The sequence below is a fragment of the Bacillus pinisoli genome, from assembly GCF_023036475.1.
Classification (GTDB): Bacteria; Bacillota; Bacilli; order Bacillales; family SA4; genus Bacillus_BS; species Bacillus_BS pinisoli.
In genome coordinates this window covers 18,710-44,221 of record NZ_JAJQKI010000020.1, presented here as the reverse complement: position 1 = coordinate 44,221, position 25,512 = coordinate 18,710, and the positions used below count along the sequence as shown (strand labels likewise).

The 25,512-nt window shown below is 35.7% G+C and carries 28 protein-coding genes and 1 tRNA gene; 7 read left to right on the top strand and 22 right to left on the bottom strand.

Annotated elements, in window-relative coordinates:
• Positions 1-2 precede the first annotated feature (2 nt).
• Together comGB and comGA are read right to left on the bottom strand one after the other, a co-directional pair.
• On the bottom strand, positions 3-1,040 hold the full coding sequence (gene comGB, locus LT143_RS19075; protein ID WP_246945942.1) for a competence type IV pilus assembly protein ComGB: 1,038 nt from the start codon (positions 1,038-1,040) through the stop codon (positions 3-5).
• On the bottom strand, positions 1,030-2,091 hold the full coding sequence (gene comGA, locus LT143_RS19070) for a competence type IV pilus ATPase ComGA (RefSeq protein ID WP_246945939.1): 1,062 nt from the start codon (positions 2,089-2,091) through the stop codon (positions 1,030-1,032). Before comGA ends, comGB begins: the two co-directional genes overlap by 11 nt.
• Before the next feature lie 131 nt (positions 2,092-2,222).
• Between comGA and LT143_RS19065 the strand changes: the two genes are divergently transcribed.
• Positions 2,223-2,294, top strand: a tRNA-Gln gene (locus tag LT143_RS19065).
• 191 nt (positions 2,295-2,485) lie between these two features.
• Positions 2,486-2,731, top strand: coding sequence for a DUF2626 domain-containing protein (locus LT143_RS19060; RefSeq protein ID WP_246945938.1), 246 nt, complete (start codon positions 2,486-2,488; stop codon positions 2,729-2,731).
• A gap of 41 nt (positions 2,732-2,772) precedes the next feature.
• Here the strand turns inward: LT143_RS19060 and LT143_RS19055 are convergent, their stop codons facing one another.
• Both LT143_RS19055 and LT143_RS19050 read right to left on the bottom strand, forming a co-directional pair.
• On the bottom strand, positions 2,773-3,879 hold the full coding sequence (locus LT143_RS19055; protein WP_246945936.1) for a class I SAM-dependent methyltransferase: 1,107 nt from the start codon (positions 3,877-3,879) through the stop codon (positions 2,773-2,775).
• Between the two features lie 7 nt (positions 3,880-3,886).
• The gene (locus LT143_RS19050; RefSeq protein ID WP_246945935.1) at positions 3,887-4,522 is read right to left on the bottom strand and encodes an MBL fold metallo-hydrolase; all 636 of its coding nucleotides are present in this window, start codon (positions 4,520-4,522) and stop codon (positions 3,887-3,889) included.
• A gap of 91 nt (positions 4,523-4,613) precedes the next feature.
• On the opposite strand from LT143_RS19050, the gene LT143_RS19045 reads away from it, so the two are divergent.
• Entirely contained in the window at positions 4,614-5,075 is a 462-nt protein-coding gene (locus LT143_RS19045) for a hypothetical protein (RefSeq protein ID WP_246945933.1), read from the top strand.
• A 113-nt stretch (positions 5,076-5,188) separates the two neighbouring features.
• Entirely contained in the window at positions 5,189-5,362 is a 174-nt protein-coding gene (locus LT143_RS19040; protein ID WP_246945931.1) for a DUF2759 domain-containing protein, read from the top strand.
• A 106-nt stretch (positions 5,363-5,468) separates the two neighbouring features.
• Here the strand turns inward: LT143_RS19040 and LT143_RS19035 are convergent, their stop codons facing one another.
• The 7 genes from LT143_RS19035 to LT143_RS19005 form a co-directional block, all read right to left on the bottom strand.
• Positions 5,469-5,792 (bottom strand): MTH1187 family thiamine-binding protein, encoded by a 324-nt coding sequence (locus tag LT143_RS19035; RefSeq protein WP_246945929.1) that lies wholly within the window; start codon positions 5,790-5,792, stop codon positions 5,469-5,471.
• Positions 5,793-5,806: 14 nt separating this feature from the next.
• Positions 5,807-6,931: a YqgU-like beta propeller domain-containing protein gene (locus LT143_RS19030; protein ID WP_246945927.1), complete on the bottom strand. Its 1,125-nt coding sequence runs from the start codon at positions 6,929-6,931 to the stop codon at positions 5,807-5,809.
• Positions 6,932-7,112: 181 nt separating this feature from the next.
• Positions 7,113-8,306, bottom strand: coding sequence for a M14 family metallopeptidase (locus tag LT143_RS19025; RefSeq protein WP_246945924.1), 1,194 nt, complete (start codon positions 8,304-8,306; stop codon positions 7,113-7,115).
• 197 nt (positions 8,307-8,503) lie between these two features.
• Entirely contained in the window at positions 8,504-10,408 is a 1,905-nt protein-coding gene (locus LT143_RS19020; RefSeq protein ID WP_246945921.1) for an LTA synthase family protein, read from the bottom strand.
• A gap of 309 nt (positions 10,409-10,717) precedes the next feature.
• On the bottom strand, positions 10,718-11,692 hold the full coding sequence (locus LT143_RS19015; RefSeq protein WP_246945918.1) for an ROK family glucokinase: 975 nt from the start codon (positions 11,690-11,692) through the stop codon (positions 10,718-10,720).
• A 1-nt stretch (position 11,693) separates the two neighbouring features.
• Positions 11,694-11,906, bottom strand: coding sequence for a YqgQ family protein (locus LT143_RS19010; protein WP_246945917.1), 213 nt, complete (start codon positions 11,904-11,906; stop codon positions 11,694-11,696).
• A gap of 220 nt (positions 11,907-12,126) precedes the next feature.
• Positions 12,127-13,584 carry a spore germination protein gene (locus LT143_RS19005; RefSeq protein ID WP_246945915.1) on the bottom strand — a complete coding sequence of 486 codons (1,458 nt, stop codon included), beginning with the start codon at positions 13,582-13,584 and terminating at the stop codon, positions 12,127-12,129.
• Positions 13,585-13,753: 169 nt separating this feature from the next.
• On the opposite strand from LT143_RS19005, the gene LT143_RS19000 reads away from it, so the two are divergent.
• On the top strand, positions 13,754-14,638 hold the full coding sequence (locus tag LT143_RS19000; RefSeq protein WP_246945913.1) for a hypothetical protein: 885 nt from the start codon (positions 13,754-13,756) through the stop codon (positions 14,636-14,638).
• Between the two features lie 69 nt (positions 14,639-14,707).
• Here the strand turns inward: LT143_RS19000 and LT143_RS18995 are convergent, their stop codons facing one another.
• The 8 genes from LT143_RS18995 to LT143_RS18960 all read right to left on the bottom strand — a co-directional run bounded on the left by LT143_RS18995 (position 14,708) and on the right by LT143_RS18960 (position 21,721).
• Complete coding sequence (locus LT143_RS18995; protein ID WP_246945911.1) at positions 14,708-14,884, bottom strand: hypothetical protein; 177 nt, start codon at positions 14,882-14,884, stop codon at positions 14,708-14,710.
• A 43-nt stretch (positions 14,885-14,927) separates the two neighbouring features.
• Positions 14,928-15,725, bottom strand: a complete 798-nt coding sequence (locus LT143_RS18990) for a DUF92 domain-containing protein (RefSeq protein ID WP_246945909.1) — start codon at positions 15,723-15,725, stop codon at positions 14,928-14,930.
• A complete protein-coding gene (locus tag LT143_RS18985; protein ID WP_246945908.1) occupies positions 15,715-16,287 on the bottom strand; it encodes a 5-formyltetrahydrofolate cyclo-ligase in 573 nt (190 codons plus the stop codon). Before LT143_RS18985 ends, LT143_RS18990 begins: the two co-directional genes overlap by 11 nt.
• A gap of 176 nt (positions 16,288-16,463) precedes the next feature.
• Positions 16,464-16,613, bottom strand: coding sequence for a 50S ribosomal protein L33 (gene rpmG / locus LT143_RS18980; protein ID WP_149218494.1), 150 nt, complete (start codon positions 16,611-16,613; stop codon positions 16,464-16,466).
• A gap of 108 nt (positions 16,614-16,721) precedes the next feature.
• Positions 16,722-17,813: a nucleotidyltransferase family protein gene (locus LT143_RS18975; RefSeq protein ID WP_246945905.1), complete on the bottom strand. Its 1,092-nt coding sequence runs from the start codon at positions 17,811-17,813 to the stop codon at positions 16,722-16,724.
• A gap of 23 nt (positions 17,814-17,836) precedes the next feature.
• Positions 17,837-20,599: a 1,4-alpha-glucan branching protein domain-containing protein gene (locus LT143_RS18970; RefSeq protein ID WP_246945901.1), complete on the bottom strand. Its 2,763-nt coding sequence runs from the start codon at positions 20,597-20,599 to the stop codon at positions 17,837-17,839.
• 53 nt (positions 20,600-20,652) lie between these two features.
• Positions 20,653-21,297, bottom strand: a complete 645-nt coding sequence (locus LT143_RS18965; RefSeq protein ID WP_246945898.1) for a DUF4912 domain-containing protein — start codon at positions 21,295-21,297, stop codon at positions 20,653-20,655.
• Positions 21,298-21,541: 244 nt separating this feature from the next.
• Positions 21,542-21,721: a hypothetical protein gene (locus tag LT143_RS18960; RefSeq protein ID WP_246945895.1), complete on the bottom strand. Its 180-nt coding sequence runs from the start codon at positions 21,719-21,721 to the stop codon at positions 21,542-21,544.
• 363 nt (positions 21,722-22,084) lie between these two features.
• Here LT143_RS18960 and LT143_RS18955 point away from each other — a divergent pair, with 363 nt between their 5' ends.
• Entirely contained in the window at positions 22,085-22,303 is a 219-nt protein-coding gene (locus tag LT143_RS18955; RefSeq protein WP_246945892.1) for a hypothetical protein, read from the top strand.
• 146 nt (positions 22,304-22,449) lie between these two features.
• A complete protein-coding gene (locus LT143_RS18950; RefSeq protein ID WP_246945889.1) occupies positions 22,450-22,965 on the top strand; it encodes a hypothetical protein in 516 nt (171 codons plus the stop codon).
• Positions 22,966-22,988: 23 nt separating this feature from the next.
• Here LT143_RS18950 and phoU read toward each other — a convergent pair whose 3' ends face one another.
• From phoU to pstA, 3 genes are all read right to left on the bottom strand, one after another.
• The gene (gene phoU / locus LT143_RS18945) at positions 22,989-23,648 is read right to left on the bottom strand and encodes a phosphate signaling complex protein PhoU (RefSeq protein WP_246945886.1); all 660 of its coding nucleotides are present in this window, start codon (positions 23,646-23,648) and stop codon (positions 22,989-22,991) included.
• 126 nt (positions 23,649-23,774) lie between these two features.
• Positions 23,775-24,578 carry a phosphate ABC transporter ATP-binding protein PstB gene (pstB, locus tag LT143_RS18940; protein WP_246945975.1) on the bottom strand — a complete coding sequence of 268 codons (804 nt, stop codon included), beginning with the start codon at positions 24,576-24,578 and terminating at the stop codon, positions 23,775-23,777.
• Positions 24,579-24,627: 49 nt separating this feature from the next.
• A complete protein-coding gene (gene pstA / locus LT143_RS18935; RefSeq protein WP_246945883.1) occupies positions 24,628-25,512 on the bottom strand; it encodes a phosphate ABC transporter permease PstA in 885 nt (294 codons plus the stop codon).

Below are 25,512 nucleotides of genomic sequence, written 5' to 3'. Positions count from 1 at the left end.
CCTTAAAGTTCATTTAACATTTGAAATACAGGCTGCATGATCGCTACATACAAAACTAAGATGATGACACCAACGAACAGGAAGATTGTAGGTTGGATTGCTGCCATCTTTCGGTTCAAGTCATCCTCTACGGCTTCAGCCGAAAGTTTGCTATAATGATACAGCTCTCGGGATAATTCCCCGTTAATAGAGCCGAAGGCAATTGATTTTGCTAGTTCACTTTCGAAATAGGATCTCGAGCCAATAATTGTGGCTAGTGTTTCACCACTTCTTAGTTCTTTCTTTATTTGAGTAGCTTCCTCACTAAAAAATGTAAAATAAGTCTGACCTTCAAAAACAGATAGTGCCTCGTAAACGGATAATCCGCCTTTCAGAAGTTGACTCAACTGCATCGCAAAATACTGTGAATAAAATTTAGAAATAAACCGCCCATAAATCGGGATTTTCTGGAGGTATGCCACCCTTCTTATTGCCGATACTCTTTGTATCTTAATATATAGTGTAATCCCCATTGTTAATAAGCTAACAAAGAGGAAGGTACAAATACGTGGAAGCCATTTTGAAATTGTCATTATTATTGAAAGTAAGTAATTATTTTCTATATCCATTGTTTCAAAAACAGTAGAAAACTGGGGGAGTAAAAATAGATGGATAAGAAGGAAAAGCCCTATTGTAGTTCCAATTAGAATAAGAGGATATTGAAGGACTTTCATCATGCGGCTATTGTTTGATACCTTTGTTTCTAGTAGCTGACTAGCCTCTTTCAAAGCAAAGCTTAAATCTCCATGTCTTTCTGCAAAGTACAAATAGCCCAATACATCTCGATGAAAAGCAAGTTTAACTAATATTTCATGAAACGTTCCTCCATTCTTCATTTCTTCGATTCTCTCTGCTAGAAGAATTTGTTTAGAGTGAGGTAGATACAGCTTTAGCGTAATTAATGCTTCAAGCAGAGGATATCCACGACCTAGCATGGTACTTAATTGCTTAAGTAGCTTTACTTGTTCAGGCATTTTCCATTTCATCGTCCTATAACTCATGTTTCCACCCTTCCAAACTTTGGATAGGTAAATATCCAAGCGCAATTCCTTTATTAATTAACTTGGAGAAGGTTGGATATGAATACGGAGTCGTATTTCCCCTTGCTTCATCAATGACATTTAGTAATGAGCGTCCATGCAGCACTTCATATACGCTTATACGTTTTGCTTTTCGGTGCTTACGACAGATGGGCATACATGTCTCACCACAGAATGGACAAATTAAATCAAAAAGACGCTGTGCTGAAATGGCTAACAAAGTTTGCTCGATTTCCTGCATGGTAATATTAAATTCCTTGAGACGATAAATCGCTCCTTTAGCATCCTTTGTATGCATGGTACTCAATACTAAATGACCCGTAAGTGACGCTCGTATTGCTATTTTTGCCGTTTCTTCATCTCTAATTTCTCCAACCATAATAATATCGGGGTCATGTCTTAAAATAGCCTTTAAGCCTGTTGAATAGGTAATTCCCGCTTTTTCATTTACTTGGACTTGTAAAAGATAGTCTGTGTGCTTTTCAATTGGATCTTCTAACGTAATGACATTACGTTGTGTTGATTGATGAGAGGCGTGAAGGAGGGAATAAAGTGTAGTTGTCTTGCCTGAACCAGTAGGGCCTGTAAAAATCATAAGGCCATGCTTATTTTTCATTAGGGAAATAAGAGTGTTTGTAGTCTGTGGAAACAAGGATAATTCTGATGTTGGAAAAGGGTCTTCTTGTGGAAGGAGTCGAATAACAAGGCTTTCTTCATAAGGAGTTGGTAAAGTAGAGAGTCTTAAATTAACTAATTTTTCACGGACTGACAACATGAGTGATCCTGTCTGTGGTCTACGCTTTTCGCCTATATCCATTGAAGCTAAAAATTTAAAGTGAGAGATTAATTTTGTCGAGTGTTGTTTAGGTATCTTCTCTCTAACTGTAAGATCATTCCCAAAGCGATACTTAATTAAACAATCCTCTCTTCTAGGAACAAAATGAATGTCGGTCACTCCCTCTATTGATGCCTCAAGGACTAAACGTTCTGCATGATTTTCAACCATGCTCAAAGCTATTCACCTTCTTTCTGTTGAATTCAAGTAATAGTTTCGGCAAGTTTCGTCATAATTCCTGCATTACTTAAAAAAAATTTAATTTTGTACATATTTTTTATTCAAAGGGGCAATATAAAATATGACGATGGGCTATAGCCAAGCGGTAAGGCAACGGACTTTGACTCCGTCATGCGTTGGTTCGAATCCAGCTAGCCCAGTACCATAGGAGGTTATATACCTCCTTTTTATTTATTCCACTTATGAATAAGACTGAAAACAGCCTTTAGTAAAGAAAGTAGAGTAAACTTCAAAAATAAGTCACATTCATACCTGCTTCTTATATTTACATTCATACATTCGTCCATTATAATGGAAAAGTATATGGATAAGGGCAAAAGGAGGGATACATATGGATCGTATGTACCGTGTTTTGGGGTTTTGGACTGGTATATTTGCAGTCATGTTCTATTTAGGTGACATGTACCAAACTTCATTACTATTCTTCGGACAAACTGCATTTTTTGTATTTTTAGGTTATTTAAATCTTTCAGAACGTATGTATATTTATATTTTCGGTGCTTATCTAACCGTTTTCTTTATTGGATTTACGTACTGGACGACATTTATGATGGTACCTGGACAAGGTGGCCACTAAATAATGGTTGTAAAAAGCGATGGGAAGAACCCCATCGCTTTTTATATAGTTTCTGTTAAGATCTTGGCATCCACGTTTTTTGTTTGAACCACTACTTGAAAAGAGCTACTAATCCCCCCTTGCATGATAAGAGAACGTATAGCCCTATTTTTCTTACTTGCCTCAGAAAACGGATTCAAGTTGGCATGCTCTTCTAACCTATTTAGAATCCCAGCCTTTACTAAAAATTCATCCTGTCTACATACTCCATAAACATTTAATCCGCTCTTACTGCCAGCTTTGATTAATTTGTCCAAATGGATATGTGTGGTTAGATCCATTTCCCCCACATGCTTCAATGGATCTGTTATTAGTTGGTGCTGATAATAACCTCTCAAACTTCCCTCTCTATGATAAGGTAAATTCCATTCCTCATCACGATACCCATAATCAATGGTAAAGATCACAGCTTTGTCTACATCATGACCTAAATTTTCAATGTAACGACACATTGACAACGGGACTTCATACGTTTGACCCTCTGATAACTGAACATCGTACTCTTCTAAGAAATCTTTAATATTTTTATTTTCTAAAGGATATTCTAATACTTTTAACTCTTTCTCAAAGGTGATCCTCAGCTCTTTTATTTCTCCATTAACCATCCTCACACAATCAACAGGAAAAGCATCAAAGAATTCATTAGAAAAGATAATTCCGTTAAAGTTAGAATGCATGTCCTTAATCTGTTCAAAGTCATTCACGACAAAAACATTCTTATACTCTTTTACTTTTTCTTTAACCAACGTCTGATGGTATGGACTTGTCTCTACAATATAATAATAACCCGCTTGAAAAGTCGCAGAGGACTCACTACTCCATGTCTCAACTATGTGTCTAGCAAATGAACCGTTACCTCCACCTAGCTCAACAATAATTGGGTCAACTTTACTTTTTTCTATTAGCTCAATGAACACAGTTGTTAGCACTTCTCCAAATATAGGAGATACCGAGCTAGTGGTATAAAAGTCTCCACCTTTTCCAATCTTCTGCTTTTGTTTCATATAGTAGCCTTCCGTTGGATGATATAACGCTAGCTCCATAAAAGTTGAAAAAGAGATAGATTGCAAAGGATGTTGTTCAATTGCTTTTACAATATGCTCAATCATGTAACACCTAATATCCATTTAAAAATGGATTTGTATCCATTTCTTGTTGAATCGTTGTTTCACTTCCATGTCCTGAAAGCACCAATGTTTCTTCAGGTAGTACAAGGAGCTTATCATGAATACTCTTAATTAGCAGCTCATGATTACCACCTGGTAAATCAGTACGACCAATGCTTCCCTCAAAAAGTGCATCTCCTGATAGAACAAGCTGTTCTTCTTCAAAGTAGTACGAAACACTCCCTGGTGAATGGCCGGGTGTTTCAAAGACTTTCATCTTAAAAGGCCCAATATGAAGATCACCTTCACCCGTAATGATTTCGTCCGCCTTTTGCAACACAATCTCATCAGAGAATGGCGTTCGAGCAGACAGGTTTAATAATGGATCAACAAGCCAATCCTTTTCTTTCTTATGTATGTATACCGGGATTTCCCATTTATTTCTTACATCATCCACTGCACCTATATGATCATAGTGTGCATGCGTTAATAATACCGCTACTGGTTTCAGTTTATACTCATTAACAAATGCAAAGATTTTGTGAGGTTCACTTCCTGGATCGATGATAAGGCAATCCAACTTTTCATTCCAAACAATATAAGCATTTGTTTGTACAGGTCCTAAAGGCATTCTTCTCCACTTCATATCTTATCCCTCCGTTTACAAACTTCTACCGTTATTTTACACTATGTAAGAGTGAAACTAAAAGAAGAATAGTGTATGAGAAAGGAAGCTTATGGATAATTTAATAGCAATTGAACTTATTGATGATGAACACCATGATCTACTAGAGCCGTTTTTACCAATACTGTCATCATTTAAAGAAAAGTATAAAGAATTCTATCTTTTCTCTTCTCGTGAAGATGTCTTACTTTTAGAAAAAGAACTAAAAGATTACTTCATCATACAGGATGTTCATTCACTTTATGTCTTACGTCAACCTCAGCTGTTTCCAACATTTAGTGACTATGGTTTTACTTCAAATACTACTACCTATCTATTTCAAAATATGGTATCATGCTTCGCTATTAAAGGTGGGAATTCAAAAGATGTTGAAATGGCTATGTTACAATTTGATGAACATTTAATTGCCATAAATGAAAACATTTACTTTGTAGACCTTCACCATCAGGCTCTAATAGAGAAAATTGCCAACGCTTATCACATTACAATTTCCTTTTTTGAACTCGACAAATAGCTGTAAAACGATTAAAATAAGAATGTTAAAATGGCTACATATGCTAGAGGTCTCATCGGTTGGATTCGAAAATAAACCTCTCATGTAAAAACTAGCAAAAGGAGGTATTTTTCATGGGCTTAATTATTATTTTTGCATTAGTAACTTTATTATCTGTAGTCGGATTGGTTCGTTCTTTACGTGAAAAGAATATTCTTGGTATAGTTTTTGCTGCAGGTACATTAGTTGTTTTTGGTTGGTTTACTGTCATGACGTTAATTCATCATGGATTCCCAACGGCACACTAAACAAAAGCAAATCAAGGATTACTAGGTTAATAAAAAAAATTCAAGCCATCAACATAGAGTTGATGGCTTGAATTTTTTTAAAAAATACTGTATGTAGGTCATTAACTTATGTTGAAGGCTTTTCTACTTGTTTTTTTACACTTTCTAATTTATCATTCATTTTCACTTTTTTATCACGACGATCATCAATTCGTATATTCGTTGCAACCCTCTTAATTCCATTTTCAAATGGAGACTCATGAATTGCCTGAATAACTTCAAATAATACTGAAAGCTCTCCTTCAATCAACGTATTCATAGGTGTTAATTGATAAGAAATAAGACCTTCCTTTTCATACTTAGAGAGTATATGTTGAATCTCTGCCACATACTTACTAACACTCGGTGTTTCTGTTCCAATTGGTATTACCGTTACATCAACTATCGCCATTTCTACACCCCCATTTACTTTATTAAAGATTTTAGTTCATTTGTTTTTAGATCTAGTATGTCCTCATACTGATATCCTACTAAGCTTAGTTCACCATCCGGAGACAGATGAATGGGGCGGTCGTCAACTCCATCTAGTATTAGCTGTTCTTCGCCACTTTGCATAGAATATTTGATAAGCTGTAGAGTTTTGAGCTGATTATCTTTTATAACTGGCTTGTAAAGAAGTAAACTCTTTATATTCTTATTATAATCATAATTCGGTATCCACCATCTGTCTGAATAGGTCTCTATAGTAGGTAGCTTAAAGCTCTGTAAATGCTGTTGAGTTACCGTATCAATAAATTGATAACTAGACTTATCACTTTGTGGAGAAATTGTCATCAACAGGGAATGGTATGTATGAAATCCAAGAATGCCTTCTGCTACTAATTCCTCTGTCTGTTTCTCTAAGTGATAAGAGTAGAGAGGAGCCGAATGTTCTCTGACCTCTTGATCCCATTGTAAATACAGTACCTCTGATCCACTTAACCATTGTATAAATGGTTGATTTAGTTGTATTTCATCAACCTTTTGATTCGATATGTCCATAAGGTAGTTTTGAAAACTCCAATCTTCCTTAAAACTCGTAATAAACAACTTCTTTTCATTAAATGGATTCCAGACATATTGAAGCTCCGTAGACTCTACATTCCAATTAACTTGTTCATTACCTTTCTTATCTAGAATCACAATATTTGCCTCATTGATGGAAGATGAAGAATGGACGGCGAAATAATTTCCATTTTCACTACTCTCAATAGTAATAATTGGATGAGAGGATTCATAAAATAATTCCTTTTCCCCAGTAAACAAATGGTAGCGATATAGATCTGACCCAGTATGATTACTTCCATTGACAATATATAATATGCTCGTCTCGTTATACCAATCACCAACAGAATGAAAAAACTCACCATCAAGATCAATGGGGATAATAGGCAAATCCCCCATAAAATGACCGGAGGGAATGCGTTTTTCATGGATATGAATCTCCCTATTCATAGCGTTTTCCGTTTCATGTGTCTGAAAAGAAGAGCAGCCTGAAAGGAAGAAGCATAGTGTTAGTAGAAAAATGATTGGATATGCTCCCTTTACCAACTCACTCATCACCTCAAAATTAAGCTCTATATGTATTACGTCGAAAACAGAAAAAAGTTACACCCGTTCAGAAAAAATATATTCATATCGTACCATAGCAAGAGAAATATAGACATAGAGAACGTACAAAAAAGCAGCCTTAAGTATAGCTGCTTTTTCGTTACATTTTAGAAAAGAGCCTTTACATATATAAGCTTGCTAAAAAAATCCCTAAGCTGTCTTTATAGATGTCGTCAAACTGTGACAGAGGTAATGGGTTCACCCCTTCTCCTAGTTCTATCGTATAACCAGGTCTTTTCCATTTATAAATAAACCAGTCACGATATCCAGCATGACTATCTATATGCTGAATTGCTTTATATCCACTTACCCTCTCAAACTCAGCTGCAATTCTCCCAGCCTCCTGTGGTTCAAGGTCTAAATAACCCCAGTACATTTCTTTACCTTGAGTATGAAAGGCTACAATACGATGAAAATCTCGTTCTACTGTTAACTGTGCCATTGCCATTGCTTCTGGTTCAGTTAAAGGAGCACCTCCTGGATAATCCCTAGGCGCAGGCTTCTTAGGTTCTTTACGTTCTTTTTCAATCTCCCAATAAGCCGGATATTGGTTATTAAGATCAACACCTTGTATATTGGCTTTCCAATTGCTAAAGTCAAGACTTCCGTTATTTATTTCCATAACTTTGGAATAGTACGGTTCTTCCTCAGGAGGTCCTAAAAGTACAAGATCTACTCCATCAGGATTTACCATCGGGACAATCGAGAGCGATACTTCATGGTAAAAAGGGAGCATGTATACGCCGTTTAATGACCCGTTGTGTGTTAAAGCAGATAACATATCGTTAACATACTGCATGATGATTGCTGTTGTTATCCATTCGTTTGCATGAAAGGAGCCATTCATGTGAACTTTCTTAGGACCGTTTCCAACCTTAAGTTCAAAAATCTCCCTTCCAAGAACTGACTTTCCAATTGACTTAACCTTAATAAAGGGATAATGAGCTTGAAGAATTTGAAGATCGTCTACTAATGTTTGATATGAATACTCCTTCTTTCCATTTATCGCTCGTTCAGTTAGTCTTAGGGGGAGTTGTATCGTCTCTCCTACTTGTAAATGAGATTGTGGCTGTTTTGCATTTAGCAATAGAAGAGCATCCACACTTATGTTTCGTTGTTGAGCAAGCTTCCAGGTCGTATCCCCCGCTTTTATTCTATATGGCTCATTCGTAAAGCCAGGAATTTTCACGCGATTTCCTACCCTTATACTGCGTTGATATTCAGTAGTATTAGAATCCAGTATTAAATCTAAAGGTAAACCAAATAACTGACTATAGTACCATAGAGAGTCACCTAGCCTAACGGTAACTTCCATTTCTCATTCCTCCTTTTCCATCACTGATTTCATATGTATGAGAAAGGAGGAAGAAATATTAATAGACAAATAGAGAACTATCAGTCCTATCTAATTTAATTGTTTACATCAATTCCCTCGGATTCGAGGTAGTTAATTAGGTAGAAATCAGCGTATGAAAAAGGCCTCGATTCTAAGATCAAGGCCTTCATACATGATTAGTTTTCTTCTTGCTTCAGAACTTCTTCACCTAAATAATCATTTCCATTATAGAAGCGAAGAAGATCACCATAAACGATTTTATCAGAAAGCTCAAGCTCACGCTTCGCTTTATCCATGTAAGGTTCACAAGCTGCGACATCAATAGCTTCACCAGTAGATTTCTCATAACAAGTATTAGCTGTATACACATATTCACTCGTAATAAAGCTACCATCTCTTAATACAGTGAATGGAAACTTGTTACTAGAGAATAGGTCAGCTCCAAATTGAACCTGATTCTGTGTGCTAATGCCCATGAGATTTAAAATAGTTGGTTTTAAATCAATTTGACCAGAGACTCTAGAAATGGTACTCCCCTCTTGACCAGGGATATGAACGATAAGTGGTACCTTTTGAAGCTGAATGCTATCAAATGGGGTAATCTCATCTTTTCCTAGGAACTGTGCCATTGCCTTATTGTGGTTCTCAGAAATTCCGTAATGATCACCATATAAGATTATAATTGATTTCTCATAAATTCCCTCATCCTTTAAGCGCTGAATAAAGTGCTTAATGGATTCGTCCATATATCGAACTGTTGGGAAGTAACGATTAAGAGTACGACTATTTGACGTATACTCATTCACCATTTTATCTTCTTCACCAAGCTCAAAAGGAAAATGGTTAGTTAGTGTTATAAACTTCGTATAATATGGCTCTGGTTGTGATTTTAAATGTTCAATTGACTGTTCAAAGAAATCCTTGTCTTTTAATCCCCAACCAATTGAATTTTCTTCTGTTACTGTGTAATCATTGATTTCGAAGAAACGATCATAGCCAAGAGATTGATACATGATATCACGGTTCCAGAAGCTTTTATTGTTTGCATGCATGACAGAAGAGTAGTATCCGTAATCACTAATAATTTCTGGAGTTGCTTGGTATTCATTTGTCCCGTGAGTAAAGAATACGGCTCCACGACCTAATGGATACAACGAGTTTTCTAACAGAAACTCTGAGTCAGACGTTTTCCCTTGTCCTGTTTGATGATAGAAATTGTCAAAGTAATAACTCTCTTCAATAAAATCATTTAAGAATGGAGTAATCTCTTCACCATCGATGGTCTCACCTATCACAAAGTTCTGCAATGACTCCATTGAGATAATAATAATATTTTTGTCTCTAGCAACGCCAAATAATTCTTCATTAGGCTGTCGAACATTAGCCTTCAGGTAGTTTTCAATTTCAACAAATTCACTTCCATCAGCAAATGCTCTTTGGGCAGATGATTTAGACTGAAGAATAATGTCATAAATATGAAAATTATAGGTCCCAATGTTTTTAACCAACATTTCACGGTCAAATGTTCTTGTTAATAACTGAGGTCTCTCAGCCTCTGCAAGTCCTAAATTTACTATTGAGATGATCACAGCTAATAGTACATAAGCCGATTTATCTCTTTTTAGCAACGGTTGTGTAATAGACATGTTGTTCTTCTTTTTTGCAAATGCTAATACAGCCCCTAGGATCATTAAATCAGCAAAAATGAATAGATCTGAAAACTGAATTAACTCCGTTGCGCTATTTCCTAAGTCTGACATATTACTCGTTTGAAATAATACAGGAATCGTTAAAAAGTCATTAAAGAATCTGTAGTAACCGACATTAGCAAAAAGGATAAAGCTTGCGATTGAACCTAGAACAAATAACAATGGTATTCTAGACTTTTCCTTCACTAATAAAGTTATTCCAAGAAAGAATAAAAGGAAACTTAAAGGATTAATAAAAAGAATTAATTCCTGCATCCAGGATTCTATTTTTATATCAAAGCTAGTCTTATAGACTATATACGTTTTAAGCCACATCATGATGACCAATAAATATAAAGGCCACATTTTATGAAATGTAGATTTTAAATTCATAGTGGTACCTCCTTAATACAACTAAGCCATTTATCAGAATATTGCAGTAAATTTTACAAATTTTGGACATTACTAAAAGGAAACATAGTTAATCTTAATGTGTTTTTTACAAAAAATCAATGGTTAATTTATATTAACTTATTACAATTAAAAGACTACCATTATTCCGATTTTTACAGCCTGTCTATTAAGACGATGGAAACACCAAAAAAGTTTCACTTTATTTTACAAATCTTATATTAATATAGAAAAAGGGTCTCTATACCTATGACTAGAGACCCTTTTTGCTTTAGAAGATAGAAAAAATTACTACTTTTTATTCAACTCTTCCATTATTAACCATGCAGCACCAATGACCCCTGCATCATTTCCTAAAGTAGCTATAGAAAACTCAGCCCCTTTAGAAACTCTTGGAAAAGCAAACCTTCTAAAGTACTCTTTTACTGGATTTAATAAAATGTCACCTGCACGAGAAACGCCACCACCAAGGACAATCTTTTCAGGATTAACTCCATTAGAAAGATTGGCTAGTGCTAAGCCTAAATGAAAACTAATTTGATCAACAATTTGAAGTGCGAATGGATCGTCGCTTTTTGCTGCATCAAAGACATCTTTAGCTGTTAATTTACCTGAAACCTCAAGTGTTCGAAATAATTGGGAATCAGGATGATTGTCCACCTGTTCTAAGGCTTGTCTAACTATACCAGTAGCAGATGCAACCGTTTCAAGACATCCGTTCTTCCCACAATTACAAGAAGCTCCGCCCTCTGGAATGGATGTGATATGACCAATTTCACCACCAGCACCATTTACTCCGTGAATTATTTGACCATTCGTGATAATACCGCCACCTACACCGGTTCCTAAGGTTACCACGACCACATCTTTAGATTTATCACCTGCACCTTTCCACATTTCTCCGAGTGCGGCAAGATTTGCATCATTATCTACCACAACAGGTAGTCCCGATACCGCTTGTAATTTATCTCTTAAATGATAATCCTTCCATCCAAGGTTTACTGCTTCATATATTAATCCGGTGTCCATTTGGACAGGACCAGGAGCCCCTATCCCAATTCCCAAAAGCTGATCCTTCGTTTCACCTAGTTCCGTCAACTTAGATTCAATTGCTTCTGCAATATCTAGGATAATATTTTCGCCTTGGTTTTCTACATTTGTAGTAATCTCCCACTTATGTTCAATATCACCAGATTTTGTTATAAAAGCCATCTTTATTGTTGTACCACCAATATCAATACCCACTAACCATTTGTTATTAGACATTTTATACATTCCCTCTTTTTTTATCTTTTTCAATCTCTATTGCCTGTCTTACTACTAACACACCCAATTTATAATCTCTTACATCCAATAGCTTAGAATCATAGATCTCTCTTAACTCTTCTTCCATCATTTCTAAATCTGCTATTCGATTTCCACTGTAAATTAAAGTGCCATATTGCAGTAACAGTTTCTGCACATCATAAATTGTCTTCATTTTTCGTCACCTACTTAAACATAACTTCCGTTGTATGGACTCATAATAAGATTATAGAGCATTCTATAATTAGTTCAATAGATAACCGAAAGTGATTAGTTAGTTTACGTACGATGATAACTCCTCATAAGACCCAGGCTATAGGATTAGTTTAAAGAAATGACAGCTAAATTTCTCGGACGGTTAAGAGTGATTGATTTGTGAATAAGATTTACTGGGCTTAACGATCCGGGTCCTTTGGTTTAAGTGCTGTAGGTCTTCTGTTTTTAAGAGGGATGGGCGAGCGAAACAAAATATCTCTCATGGCACGATAAGAAAACGGAATAAACGGCCACATATAAGGAAGTTTGAAAGACCTCATTCTTGCAAGCATAATGATCCAAGCCGTAATCCCCACTACAAAGCCTATTACACCACCAATTGCAGTAAATATTAGCAAGATTATTCTTATAATGCGATTCGCCAAGCTCAATTCATAGCTAGGTGTTGCAAAAGTTCCAATTGCTGCAATAGAGAAATAGAGAATAACTTCATGTGAAAGTAATCCTACCTCTACAGCTACTTGTCCCACCATTAATGCTGCCACCAACCCAAGTGCGGTTGCAAGGGAGGACGGGGTATGTATGGCTGCCATCCTAAGCATATCTAAACCAATTTCAATTATTAAAATTTGCAGAAAGAGGGGAACACGCCCTTCTTCATTCGGTGCAATAAAATTTAGAGCATCTGGTAATAATTCAGGCTGAACAGAAACCAAATACCATAAAGGTAATAAAAACATAGAAGCAAATACAGCGAGATATCGAACTAATCTAAGATAAGCACCTACTATTGGTTTATTTCTATATTCCTCTGCATGCTGAAGATGATGCCAAAACGTTGTTGGAGTAATGAGTACACTTGGAGAACCGTCAACCATAACAAGCACATGACCGTCATACAAGTGAGCTGCTGCTGTATCTGGACGTTCCGTGTAGCGGACAACTGGATACGGATTATAATGACGACCAGATATAAATTCTTCGATCGTTTTTTCTCCCATCGGTAATCCATCCGTATCAATCTTGCTAATTGATTCCTTCACCACTTGTACTTGTTCAGGATTTGCAATATCTTCTATATAACAAATACAAATATCGGTTTTACTTCTTCTGCCCACTTGAAGATATTCCATTCTGAGCGTTCTGTCTCTTACTCTACGTCTAGTTAAAGCTGTATTAAAGACAATCGTTTCTACAAACCCGTCTCGTGCACCTCTCACCACTCGTTCTGTATCGGGTTCTTGTGGTCCTCGAACCGGATAGGTACGAGCGTCAATCATAATGACATAGTTAATACCGTCTACTACTAAAGCGGTCGGACCGGCTAATACTGTATCAACAACTGTATCTAAATCATCAACTTTTTCAAGTTCAACATATGGGATATATTTTTTTAACAGTTTCTCTAGAGGATCTGGATCAAGTTGTTCAGGTTCTAATCTTGCTAGAAACTTCATAAGTAAATGCAGTATTTCGTCTTTTGCGAAGCCATCTATCAAGAATAAAGACATCTTCCTCTCCGCATATTCTAAATCTAATTGAACCACATCAAAGCTTTTTTCTACTCCTAGTTCTTCCTTTAAATACAAAAGATTTTGTTCAATGTTGGATGATACTGTTCTTTTCTCCTTATACACCTTATCTCACCTCGGTTCAAAGACATAAGTCTTTAAATACTAATTCCATCATTAACGAATAAGAAAAGAAACATACCTTCTTCCTTATAATTACATAATTATAGGAATGTTAAGGTCATGACTTTCATAGATTTATGATAAGGTTGTCCAGAAAGGGTGAGAAAAGAACATGCACGCAAGAAAAAGTCTACTTATAACTATTCTAATTGTCGCTACATTCTCCCTGATTTTATCGAGATTTTTTTACCCGGAGGTACGAGAAAGTTTAACTTATTTTCCTGTAGATCCTACACTTGCCTTTTTAACGGCCGAGACGAAATTAACACTATTAAATGAAAAAGATAACGATGAGTATATGGTTGAGTGGGAAACTTATTCTGAAACGGATAAAAAAGTATATTTAAGACAAGATATATCTTTTCTTTATACGGACGGTGTACTCTCTGATACGATGTCTGAATGGAAAGAAGAAGTTTCTTTAATGGAGAATGGAAAGAAGTTAAAAGGAGAGGACAGTAGCTTTATCCAAAGTATTTCACTTCATCATGCTGAAGTACACTTACAAGATGATGTTATTAAAAGTGCTCAGAAAATGACGAGTGATGCGTTATACATCATTGATTCTTCCTTTAGCCCATTAGAGTCATTTCGAACACCAAATAATAAGGAGCAAGAAGAATGGAAGAAGATATTAGATCATGTCATTGCTCAGCACTTACAATATAGTTGGAATGAATTAATTCAGCATTTTCAGATAAACAGAGAAGAGTATCATGAACTTACACTTCTAGACTTAGCTGACTATAACGACAAGCCTCTTCCAGGGTTAGATCAGGAAGCTTCACAACAAGTATTAGGTCAACTTTGGGAAGGACTATATAAAAATTTCCTACTTGGTATTAAGCTCTCTCCGAACGATACGATATCACCAATTGGCAGTAAGATGCCGCTTATCTTAATTAACAAGGATCTGACCAATATCTATATTTTAATTGAAGGAAAAAATGGGGAGAAAATAAGGCTTATTCAAGAAATCAGTAGTAAGAACGATTAAAATTATTTCAGCCAATTAAAAAAAGGCATAAAAAAATCCTGTATTGATGCAGGATTTTTTTATTGAACCTTATCTAAAAGCCTGTCTTAGAAATTGTTCTCTTACAAAAGGAATTTGCATCGCAAACTTGACAGCTAATTTACGAAAAAGTGGATTACGAAGAACAGAGTTTAAGACGCGATAGCGTTTTTTGAACATAGTAAACATAAATAAGATAATCGTTGTGATCAAAATTGAGTTTTTCATCGTGATCCCTCCTATTTATTAATGTGTATCAGGAAGGATTCTTTTATCCTAAAAGTTCTATTAGGAAAACAGCTAAAACTCCGATCAATGTTGCCAGAATAATGGATAGGAAATTGGTTAAATCATTGTTAATCCATCCCACGCCGCTCACAATAATAGTTGGTTTTCGGCAATGAATTCTCTTTTCAGTTGGTCTACGACATAACTGACACTGATATTTTACTTGCAGTGTTGCCCCAATTATTGTGTCAAAAAGAGACCCCATTACGCCTGATACACCAATAATGATCATAAGGATGATAGAAATCTCTTTGAACAAAATGAGACCTAACACACTAATTAAAAACGCACCACATACAGTTGCAAATGTACCTAATAATGAAATAGCCCCTGATGTACCTGGTTCAACTTTTCTTAGTTTTAATACATGAATAGGTGCCTTCTTACTTAGACTGCCAATCTCAGAGGCCCAAGTATCGGAATTTGCTGCAGAAATCGAGATCAAAAAAGCAACTAGGAGGTAGTCAGAGGGATAAACCCAATACATAAAACTACAAATAGATGGTATAAGCCCATTTGCCATTACTTGAGTAAAGTCTCTACGTTCACCTTTCTCAGTGATTTGATCCACATTTACCTTGTCTCTTCTTTTATATTTACTCCATAAACTTGATGTTAGAAAAAAAGCCCCTAATATGACAAGGCCCTGTATACCAAAACCTAATGAAATAAGACTACCTACAGCAAAAGCAGCCAATGCGCCACTTACTGTTAAAGATTTAATGAAAAAACCAAGCATTGAAACAAACATAATAAAGATAATAATTGCACTATTTAGCACATAGAATGGTCCTTTCCTCTGTTATTAACTGTTGAACAGGTAGGTCGTGAGAGCAAATGGGGATTTCTAATACAAGCTGACATTCAAGCAACAGAGAAATTGTCACGTGATGATAATGAGGTAAATACCGGTCGTAGTAGCCCCCACCATATCCTATTCGGTAACCTTTTTCTGTATAACATATTCCAGGAACTATTAATAGATCAATGCCCTCTGGTGAAATGTAAACAGTCTGTTGTATGATGGGTTCTTGTAAGCCAAAATAAACAGTTTCTAACTGTTCAAAACTAGTTAATAAATAAAAATCCATTTGTTTTTTTGAAGACAAACATTTTGGAACGGCTATTTGTTTTCCTTCAGCCCAAGCATGTTCAATAATTCTCCGTGTTTCTACTTCCCTTCCCCGGGAAATGGTGAGACCGATTATTTTACTCTTTTTCCACTCGTCTGTTTGATATAATCTGTTTTCGATTCTTTTACAAGCTTGATCGAAGTCGTAAAAAGAAAGTTTTTCTAATTTCGATTTTATATGTAAACGTAGTTCTTTTTTTGTACGGTCCATTTAAAATACCTCCTTGTACTTGGGCTCTTTTAATATACATTATTATCTTATAGCGAGGTTTTATCTTTTAGCGAGGTTAAATGAAAGTAACTTTTCTTTCCAGTATAGAAATAGAGTTATAAATGTAAATAGCCGTAAACCTTTTATAGAAGGCTTACGGCTAAGCTAAGTAATCATTACTTAGTTTCTCTGTGAAGAGTAACTCTCTTAAGTCTTGGGCTGTATTTTTTAAGCTCAATACGTTCTGGATTGTTACGCTTATTTTTCTTCGTAATATAGTTACGATCGCCAGTTTCTGTGCAAGCTAGAGTAACAGTAACGCGCATTATATATCCCTCCAAACTGTGAATACATTCAATCAGACTTTACTATGATACCACTTATCCATTTAAAATGCCAGCGAAAATTCAATGATTAAGGAGAGATAATAAAATTTATCTCTTACTATATGGATTTATCAGCATTCTTGGTGAAATTTCTGACTGAATTTCACATCTTTCACCGATTACACTTTCCGTTCTGACTTTTACACTATTGGTAATAATGGAATTATTTGCAATAATAGAGTTTAATATTTCACATGATGCACCTATGTATACATGCTCCCATATAATCGAGTGCTTTATATGAGCTGATTCTGTAACGACACAGTCACAGCCAATTATTGTATTTTTTCCTATTACAGAACCCTTTTTGAGAATTGTCCGGTCACCGATAAATACCGGTCCCTTTATGACAACTCCTTCCTCTACTACCACATTTTCACCCACTATAATGCCAGGATAGAGTTCTTTTGTGGATAGTGGAATGTTTACTTTTCCTTCTAAGACATCAATATGAGTTTGTTTATACTGAGATACACTTCCTATATCTGCCCAGTAACCGGTTGTCTCATAGCCATACACTGGCTGCTTTCCCCTTAATAGGAGTGGCAATAAATCTCTACTCATATCATACGGCTGATCTTTAATAATGTATTGAAGTAACTCAGATTGGATAATGTACATGCCCATATTTACGAAATGACTATAGATTTCATTATATAATGGCTTCTCAACAATTTTTTTTACTCTACCATCCTTCCCCCTTTCAATCATCCCAAATGGTCTTGGATCATCCACATAAGTTGTCAGCACAGTTAGTAGAGCTTTATTTTTTTGGTGAAATTCCAGTGAGTCTGCAAGATCAATATCTGTTATTATATCCCCGTTTATAACAAAAAGAGGCTTATCATCATTGATATAAGCCTCTATTCCTTTTAAACATCCCGCAGTACCAAGAGATTGACTTTCATATATGTACGAGATGGTCACTCCCCATCTCGCACCATCCTGAAAATAACGTTCAATTGATGGATATTGATGGTGAGTCATAATGAAGACCTCGAATATTCCTTGATTAGAAAGGAATTCAATAATGTATTCTAGAACAGGTTTCTGAAATAATGGAATCATTGGTTTAGGCATAGTAGCCGTTAATGGTCGCATTCTTCTCCCTTCTCCGCCTGCTAGAACAACAGCCTTCATTCAAATCAGCTCCCCATCATAGTCTACGTAAGTATCATACTTTCATAGATATCCTTCGTTCTAACCCCAATTGAATCCCAGTTATATTCCTTCATAGCAAGCTGTTGACCATTGTAAGCCATTTTGCTGGCTAGAGTTTGATTCGATAAAAGTACACTAATTGCCTTTGCAAGTTCCTCTGCTGAACCTGGTGCAACTGTTAATCCTGTAATTCCATTCTTTACAAAACTCGCCATTCCCCCTGTATTTGATGCAACGACAGGTTTTCTAGCAATCATGGCTTCTAATGCTGCAATCCCAAAGGGCTCATACAGGCTTGGAAAAACCGCAACATCACAGCTTTTTAGTAAATGATTTCTTTCTTGGTCATTTACAAATCCAACTAAATGGATATGATCTTGTAAATTAGATTCTTGAATCAAGTCATTATACTTCTTTTCAAGAGGTCCTTTTCCCCCAATAATAAACGTAACGTTCGGGTGCTTTTCAATAACATATGGAGCGGCTTCTATTAAAGTCTGGAATCCCTTTTCAGGTACAATTCTTCCTATTGAGAAAACAATATGATGGTCATTTGATATATATTCGTTCCATTTGCCATCTTCTTCCTTTAATTTTTCAAAACAACTTCGATCAACACCATTTGGTATTATTTTAATTTTCTCTGCACTACATGAACTTAGTTTAATAATTTCGTTCTTCATATAATCGCTACAAGCAATAACAGAGCTAGCTTCTTTAATTAAAGATATTTCTCTTGCTTGAATGGTCTCTTGCATTTTAGTAAATATGCCATTATTTCTTCCACTCTCCGTTGCATGAATGGTGACTAAAAGAGGCACTTCAAAAGCTTTCTTTAGTGTGATGGCCGCACCTTCTACTAACCAATCGTGAGCGTGAATGAGATCGAAATTAATTTTCTTTGCTAACTCTACAGCTTGGTTTATTAATGATAAGTTTAAACTGTCGATCCAATGGATAAAATCATCCGTCTTATTTTGGAAATTAGAGACTCTGTAAATATGAATTCCATTGGAATATTCATAAAATGGTAGCCCGTCCTCCATTGCCGTTAAGACATATAGTTCGCAATCACTACCTGCCATAGATTTTGATAGCTCAAAAACATGTCGTGCTAATCCACCAACAATTCTCGGTGGATATTCCCATGTAAGCATTAACACTTTCCTTGCTGAAGACAGATTTTTGTATTTAACAACGTATTCATCGTGCTTGGACTGTAAAGGTGTCAAGTCTATATCCTTCATAAAAGGATATTCTGACTCAAGCTTAGTAAGTAATTCTTCAGTGACTTCTCCCTGTTCCACTCTCTCTACTAAGTAGTCAAATCTCTCGATATGCTCATGACATCTATTCGCTGCATATTGACTAGCACTTTCATTATCAACAATAAAAGCCCAATCACTACTTGTTGCAAGCATCCACTCTCTAGCTAGCTGCTGGACTGCTTTTTTAACCAAGGGAGTTTCAATATTCTGAGTAGCTGTCAGTTCAATAAGCTTTTTCTCCATGTAATGTAAATGTCTATACATCCACTCGTTCTTATGATTTAACCAAACATCACCATATCCATCCCGTCCCCATGTAGCAAAAGAGATATGTGCAGTCTCTATATCCCTGAAGTGACGTTGTAAAAATTCACTAGGGGTGATAGCCTCAACCTGAGAAAGAGGATACGCAAATAACTCATGAATCCATTCAGGACCTTCAAACCACCAATGTCCAAATAACTCAGCATCAAATGGTAATGTAACAATATGTGGTGGGAAACTTTGGTCACCCTTTCGAGTAAAGTGGTCTAATAAAACCGTTCTAAAATGATGTGCATGTTTCTTTACTGCTGTACTTGCAGCACGAGGATCATAAAATTCCTTCCATTCTGTTTGCCCAGTAATGCGGTGATATTTTAGTCCCGAATCAATCCTAATCCCTTCTGGATGAACATAAGGTTTAATATAATCCCAATCTCGCTCATAGGCGATATCTCGATAAAATTCTCGATAATTTGGATCACCCGGATAACCGAAAGATGAACTCCATATATAATTAGATAAAGCTTGATTACGTCCAAAAAGGGCAACCCCATGCGGTGAGTAGACTGGTGCTCCTACACCATACTTCGGTGTAGGATCTGCATGTAAGAGAGCATGTTCGTCAACAAAAGTATATTGAATACCTTCCATATGCAGTGTTTTATCTAAGCCAGGTGTAAACGCACATTCTGGGAGCCACATACCTTTTGGCCTAATTCCAAAGTGTTTCTCAAAACAAGAAATTCCGTGAGAAATCTGCATATGTAATCCTTGCTCAGTTTCTAAATAAGGAAGAAAAGTATGTGTGGCAGAAGAGGTAATGCACTCAATTTGGCCTAATTCAAAGTAATATCGAAACCCAGATAATAGGTTTTGGTTCCACTTTAAGAAAGTTTCTCTAATTTTTGTGAATCTTTCATCGTAATATGCAGCAAGTTTTTGTTCTTCTTCTGTTTTTACATGTCCATATTCATTTTTTATTAATGATTTCGTATTGTCTATGTGTTGTATGTATCGTCTTTGTACAAGTGGATCTGCAAGCATCTCCATTAGAGGGGGAGAAAAAGAAATGGTGTAGCTTGCGTTCATACCTTTTTCCAAATTCCATAATAATGGAATATAGCATTCTGTTATGGCCTCATAAAGCCATCTCTCTTCTAAACGATTAGCTTCTTTATGTCTTACATAAGGCAGGTGCGCATGTAAGACTAAATTAAGATACATATAACCCATGTTAACACCCCTTTTTATTTAGACTCTTTTCTAAAACTTTGCGAAAACAGCCTTTATTTAACTCGTTCATAATAGGAATAGGTTGAAAACTGCTCAAGCCAATCCGGTGCTTGTTGAGAACCTGTCTTCCATTGAAGGACACTATTTGTAAAAAGTCCAGCCTGCTCAGGAGCGTTACGTGGTGTATCAATAGAGTTAGAGCGCAGTACTGTAAAAAATTCTCCATGATCCGTTTTAACCCCAAAATCAGCAAGATATGTCCGATTAGGTTCAAGGTCTGTGACAAACCAGTTATTGGTCATTTCAGGAATTGAAATTTCGCATTCTCGGTGTGCATTACTTCCATTAAATAGAATAGAAGTTACATCATATATTTTGATGAACTTAGGGAGGTGATCAAAGCTTCTTGTAAAGCTATGTTCGAGGAAACTCTTCTTAATCGTTGATAACTCCCAATAAATATATATTGTAGAGAAATCTTTCACCATAACTCTAATTTGATCCAGATTATATGAACCAGGTGTGGTTCTATTCCTTTGCTCAGTTATGGGAGTTGGAGGGATTAATTGGTGTTCGTCTAAATCTTTAGCATGTTTACTCCATTGATAATGCACTTTTCCGACAGTTGAATCCAGTGCTCTTGCTATCTCTCTAAAACTTAACCCTTCGTTTCGTAGTGTTATTATATCTTGTATCATCTACATCCACCTCACTTCTATGAATTGGACTAGCTTTTTCCTTGACCATGTTATCATCTTACCATCAGCCCAACTACTCTACAATAAACGCAAATTGTCGTATTTTGCTGTAGATACATGTACGTTTTGTTATAACTAATGCTTTAAAAGGTTTGTCTACACTCTAGTGCTTAAGCCAATAACTTACGATTTATTAGAATATACAAAATGCACCGCAGTTAGCGGTGCATTTCGTTGACTCCTATTATCGCTCTTCTTCTTTTTGACCTAAGAAAAGATCATCTGTATCCACTAACGGGGCATTATTTAATAATAATGCTGGTGAAATCCCGGACGGATTACTTCTATCTTTATTAAATTCTTCATTTATCTTCATGTTAGCCATAGTTGCAGAATCATTATTTAAATGGTCATTTCTTCCCATGTGGAACCTCCTTTTATTAGTAAGGATTACTACGTCTGCTTCATTAACTTACCCACAATGTATCAATAATAATAGTAGAAACTGTATAAAATATAAACTAGAAGTCACACTAGAATAATCCTTTTGGAATTTATGCTATTATAATATAAGGCTCATTTCGTAATAGATTGTTGCTTTCTAGTAGTACTGTGGTAAGTGCTATAAATAGAGAGAGCTGTTCTTTTCTAACAATTGTCACTTCGGTCTTATAGTATTAGAAGGGATGTATATTATTAAAGTAGGTTGAAAAGCAACAAAGTTTTAGAAAAGAGCCTAATATAAAGAAAAAGGTAAATGCATTTTATAAAGCCCTGAGGTGAAGTCATGATATTGTACGTATTAATTGGTCTTTTCTCGTTTTCAATTCTGTTATTCATTTTATCCTTATTTAAACGAGATAAAGTAAAAGACCTCGAAGAACAGGTAGAACAGTTATCCTTAACGATTATGCAAGAAAATTATCAAATGAAGAAAAGAATCAAAATTCTAGAAGAAGAACTTCTTTTCCATGATGAAGAGCTACATAATACATTCAAGAAATAAGCTTTTATCACTAAGGCTGTTTTCGTATAGATTGTTGCTTTCGTAAAAATCTCAGGAAGCCGGATTTTTACTTGTTAGTTTAAAGTCTGCTGATAAATAAGATTGAAAAGCAACAAAGAGTGAAGATATAGAAATGAGAGGTTATTATGAGTAAAGGATCCTTACGAGGTTTTTCAATTGGTATTCTACTTGCTACAGCACTACTGACAATTACTTTATATACATCGGAGAATACTACAATAGAAAATACAGCCCAACCCTTAACAGATGAAGATGTAAAACGTTATCTCAGTGAAGCAAACCAAACTGCCATAACAAATGAGGAGCACAGCCGGTTAAAAGAGCTTGAGACAGAGAACCAACAATTAAAAAAGCAATTAGCACAGGCTACCACTCAGAAAGAGGCAGTAGAGGAAAGTAAAGAAAAAGATGAAAATAAATCTGAGCCAGAGATTAAGTATATCTTTGAGATTAAGCAAGGAATGACTACACCTGAAATTAGTAAGAAATTAGAAGATCTAAACATAATTAAAAATAGTACGGACCTTTCTAATTACCTAAAAGATAAGGGGTGGGAAGGCTCTATACAAATTGGTACTTTTGAACTTTCAAGCACGATGAGTGTTGAAGAAATTGCTAAAATCATTACAAAAAATCCTTAGTCGACTGACTAAGGATTTAATTTTTATGCATTTAGATCGTAATGTTGTCCCTTAACTAGATAGAAAATATTTTCAGCTATATTGGTAGCATGGTCAGCCGTTCTTTCAATATACCTAGCTACAAAAGCAAGCTGTGTAATCTGTGCAATGGCTTCCGGATGCTTAGGCATCATGGATAGTAATTCTTTTGTAATTTCTCCATATAGTTCATCTACTTTATCATCAAGTTCAGAAATCTTCTTTGCTAATAATAAATCTTCTTCTGAATAAGCTCTTAAAGACTCACGAAGCATTTCTAATGATTGACTATGCATTCTCGGCAGATCTTCTAATGGCTTGATTAGCTTGTCTGTTCCAATTCGAATTGTTGATTTAGCAATGTTTACAGCATGGTCAGCCATTCTTTCGATGTCAGTAGCCATCTTCAGAGCTACTATAATTCTACGCAAATCAACTGCAACAGGAGCTTGCTTTGCAATTAGAAGTATAGCAAAGTCGTTAATCTCTTCTTCAAGCTTGTCGATTCTATTATCGTTTTCAATAACCACTAGTGCCTTATCAATATCCTGATCTAATAATGCAGTCATAGCAGATTCATGTGCCTGTTCAGTAAGTCTACCAAGCTCTAATAACATTTCGGTTAATTTATTTAAGTCATATTGAAATCGTTCACGCACTGTCATTTATAAGTCACCAACTTTCTTATATTTAGGCTCTATCCTAAGCTTTATCTAAAGATAAGCTCGCTTTTAACAATAATAAATGCCGTCATTCTCCTTCAGAATAGAGCCAATCATTTTTATTATTGATCAACCAAATCTACCCGTAATATAATCTTCCGTTCTCTTGTCATGCGGGTTAGAGAAGATTGTATCTGTAGCTCCAAACTCAACTACTTCCCCACTTAAGAAGAAAGCTGTTTTATCAGAAATACGCGCTGCTTGTTGCATGTTATGTGTAACGATGATAATACTGTAGTTTTTCTTTAATTCTTGTATTAATTCTTCAACTTTAAGCGTAGAAATTGGATCTAGGGCTGATGTTGGCTCATCCATAAGAATGACATCTGGCTCAATAGCTAAACATCTTGCAATACATAGACGTTGTTGCTGTCCACCTGATAATCCATACGCATTTTCGTGAAGACGGTCTTTTACCTCGTCCCAGATCGCTGCTCCACGTAAACTTCTTTCCACAATCTCATCAAGAACTTTTTTATTACGAATTCCATGAATTTTCGGTCCATACACAATATTTTCATAAATGGACTTAGGAAACGGATTTGGCTTTTGGAAAACCATCCCTACTCTTGTTCTTAAGTCTTCTACTTTAAATGACTTGTCTAAAATACTTCTTTCACGATACAGAATATCACCAGATATTTTGACAATTGGAATTAACTCTACCATTCGGTTTAACGTCTTAATATACGTTGATTTACCACAACCTGAAGGCCCGATAATTGCTGTTACTTCATTTTCATGAATGGAAAGATTGATATTCTTTAGTGCATGATCCTCACCGTACCAAAGATTTAAATCCTTTGTATCATATACAATTTTTTTCGCCGAATCTGAAGTTTGTCTCTCTTGTTTTTTTACCTCAGGTCTCATTTTAGTATCTTTATCTGTTGCTATTGACATACTGAAAACCCCTCCAAATTTAAAATCTACGCTGAAACTTATTTCTAATTAATACTGCTATTGAATTCATAATAAATAGGACTAATAAAAGAATTACAATTGTTGCTGCAGCTAGATTTGCGTACTCTTCAACTAAAGCAGCATCTATCGTCCAATAGTATATTTGCATTGGTAACACTGTAAACTTATCTAATATTCCTTCAGGAAGTGGAATCAATAGTGCTGGAATCCCGATTACAACTAATGGAGCTGTTTCTCCAATCGCACGTGATAGGGCTAAAATGACTCCTGTTAGGATACCAGGTAAAGCAGCTGGTAACACTACATTTTTAATGGTTTGCCATTTCGTTGCACCCATTCCATATGAAGCTTCTCTTAAGAATTGTGGCACAGCACGAATTGCTTCCTGACTCGCCACAACTACAACTGGTAGAACTAATAGAGACATCGTTAATCCACCAGCTAAGATAATAGCGCCCAAATCTAATGACCTTACAAAAACAGTAAGACCTAGAATACCAAACACGATGGAAGGTACACCCGCTAAGTTAGAGATATTGGTTTGAATAAACGCTTGAAGTTTACCTTTTTTCGCGTATTCTTCTAGATAAATGGCAGTACCTACTCCAAGTAACATCGTAACTGGTGCAACAACAACCATCAACCAAAGAGTACCTAATATGGCGCCCATAATTCCCGCTTTTTCAGGATCTGTTGACAATTTATTCGTTAAGAATTGCATATCAATCCAGCCTAAACTTTGAGATATTACGCGATAGAATAAGATAACTAACACAATTAAACCAAATATTGTAGATAAGAAAAACAATAGTTTAGCTAAATTATTTGTCATTAAGCGAGCATTCATTTTCTTTTGAACTTGTTCTACATCAACATATTTCAT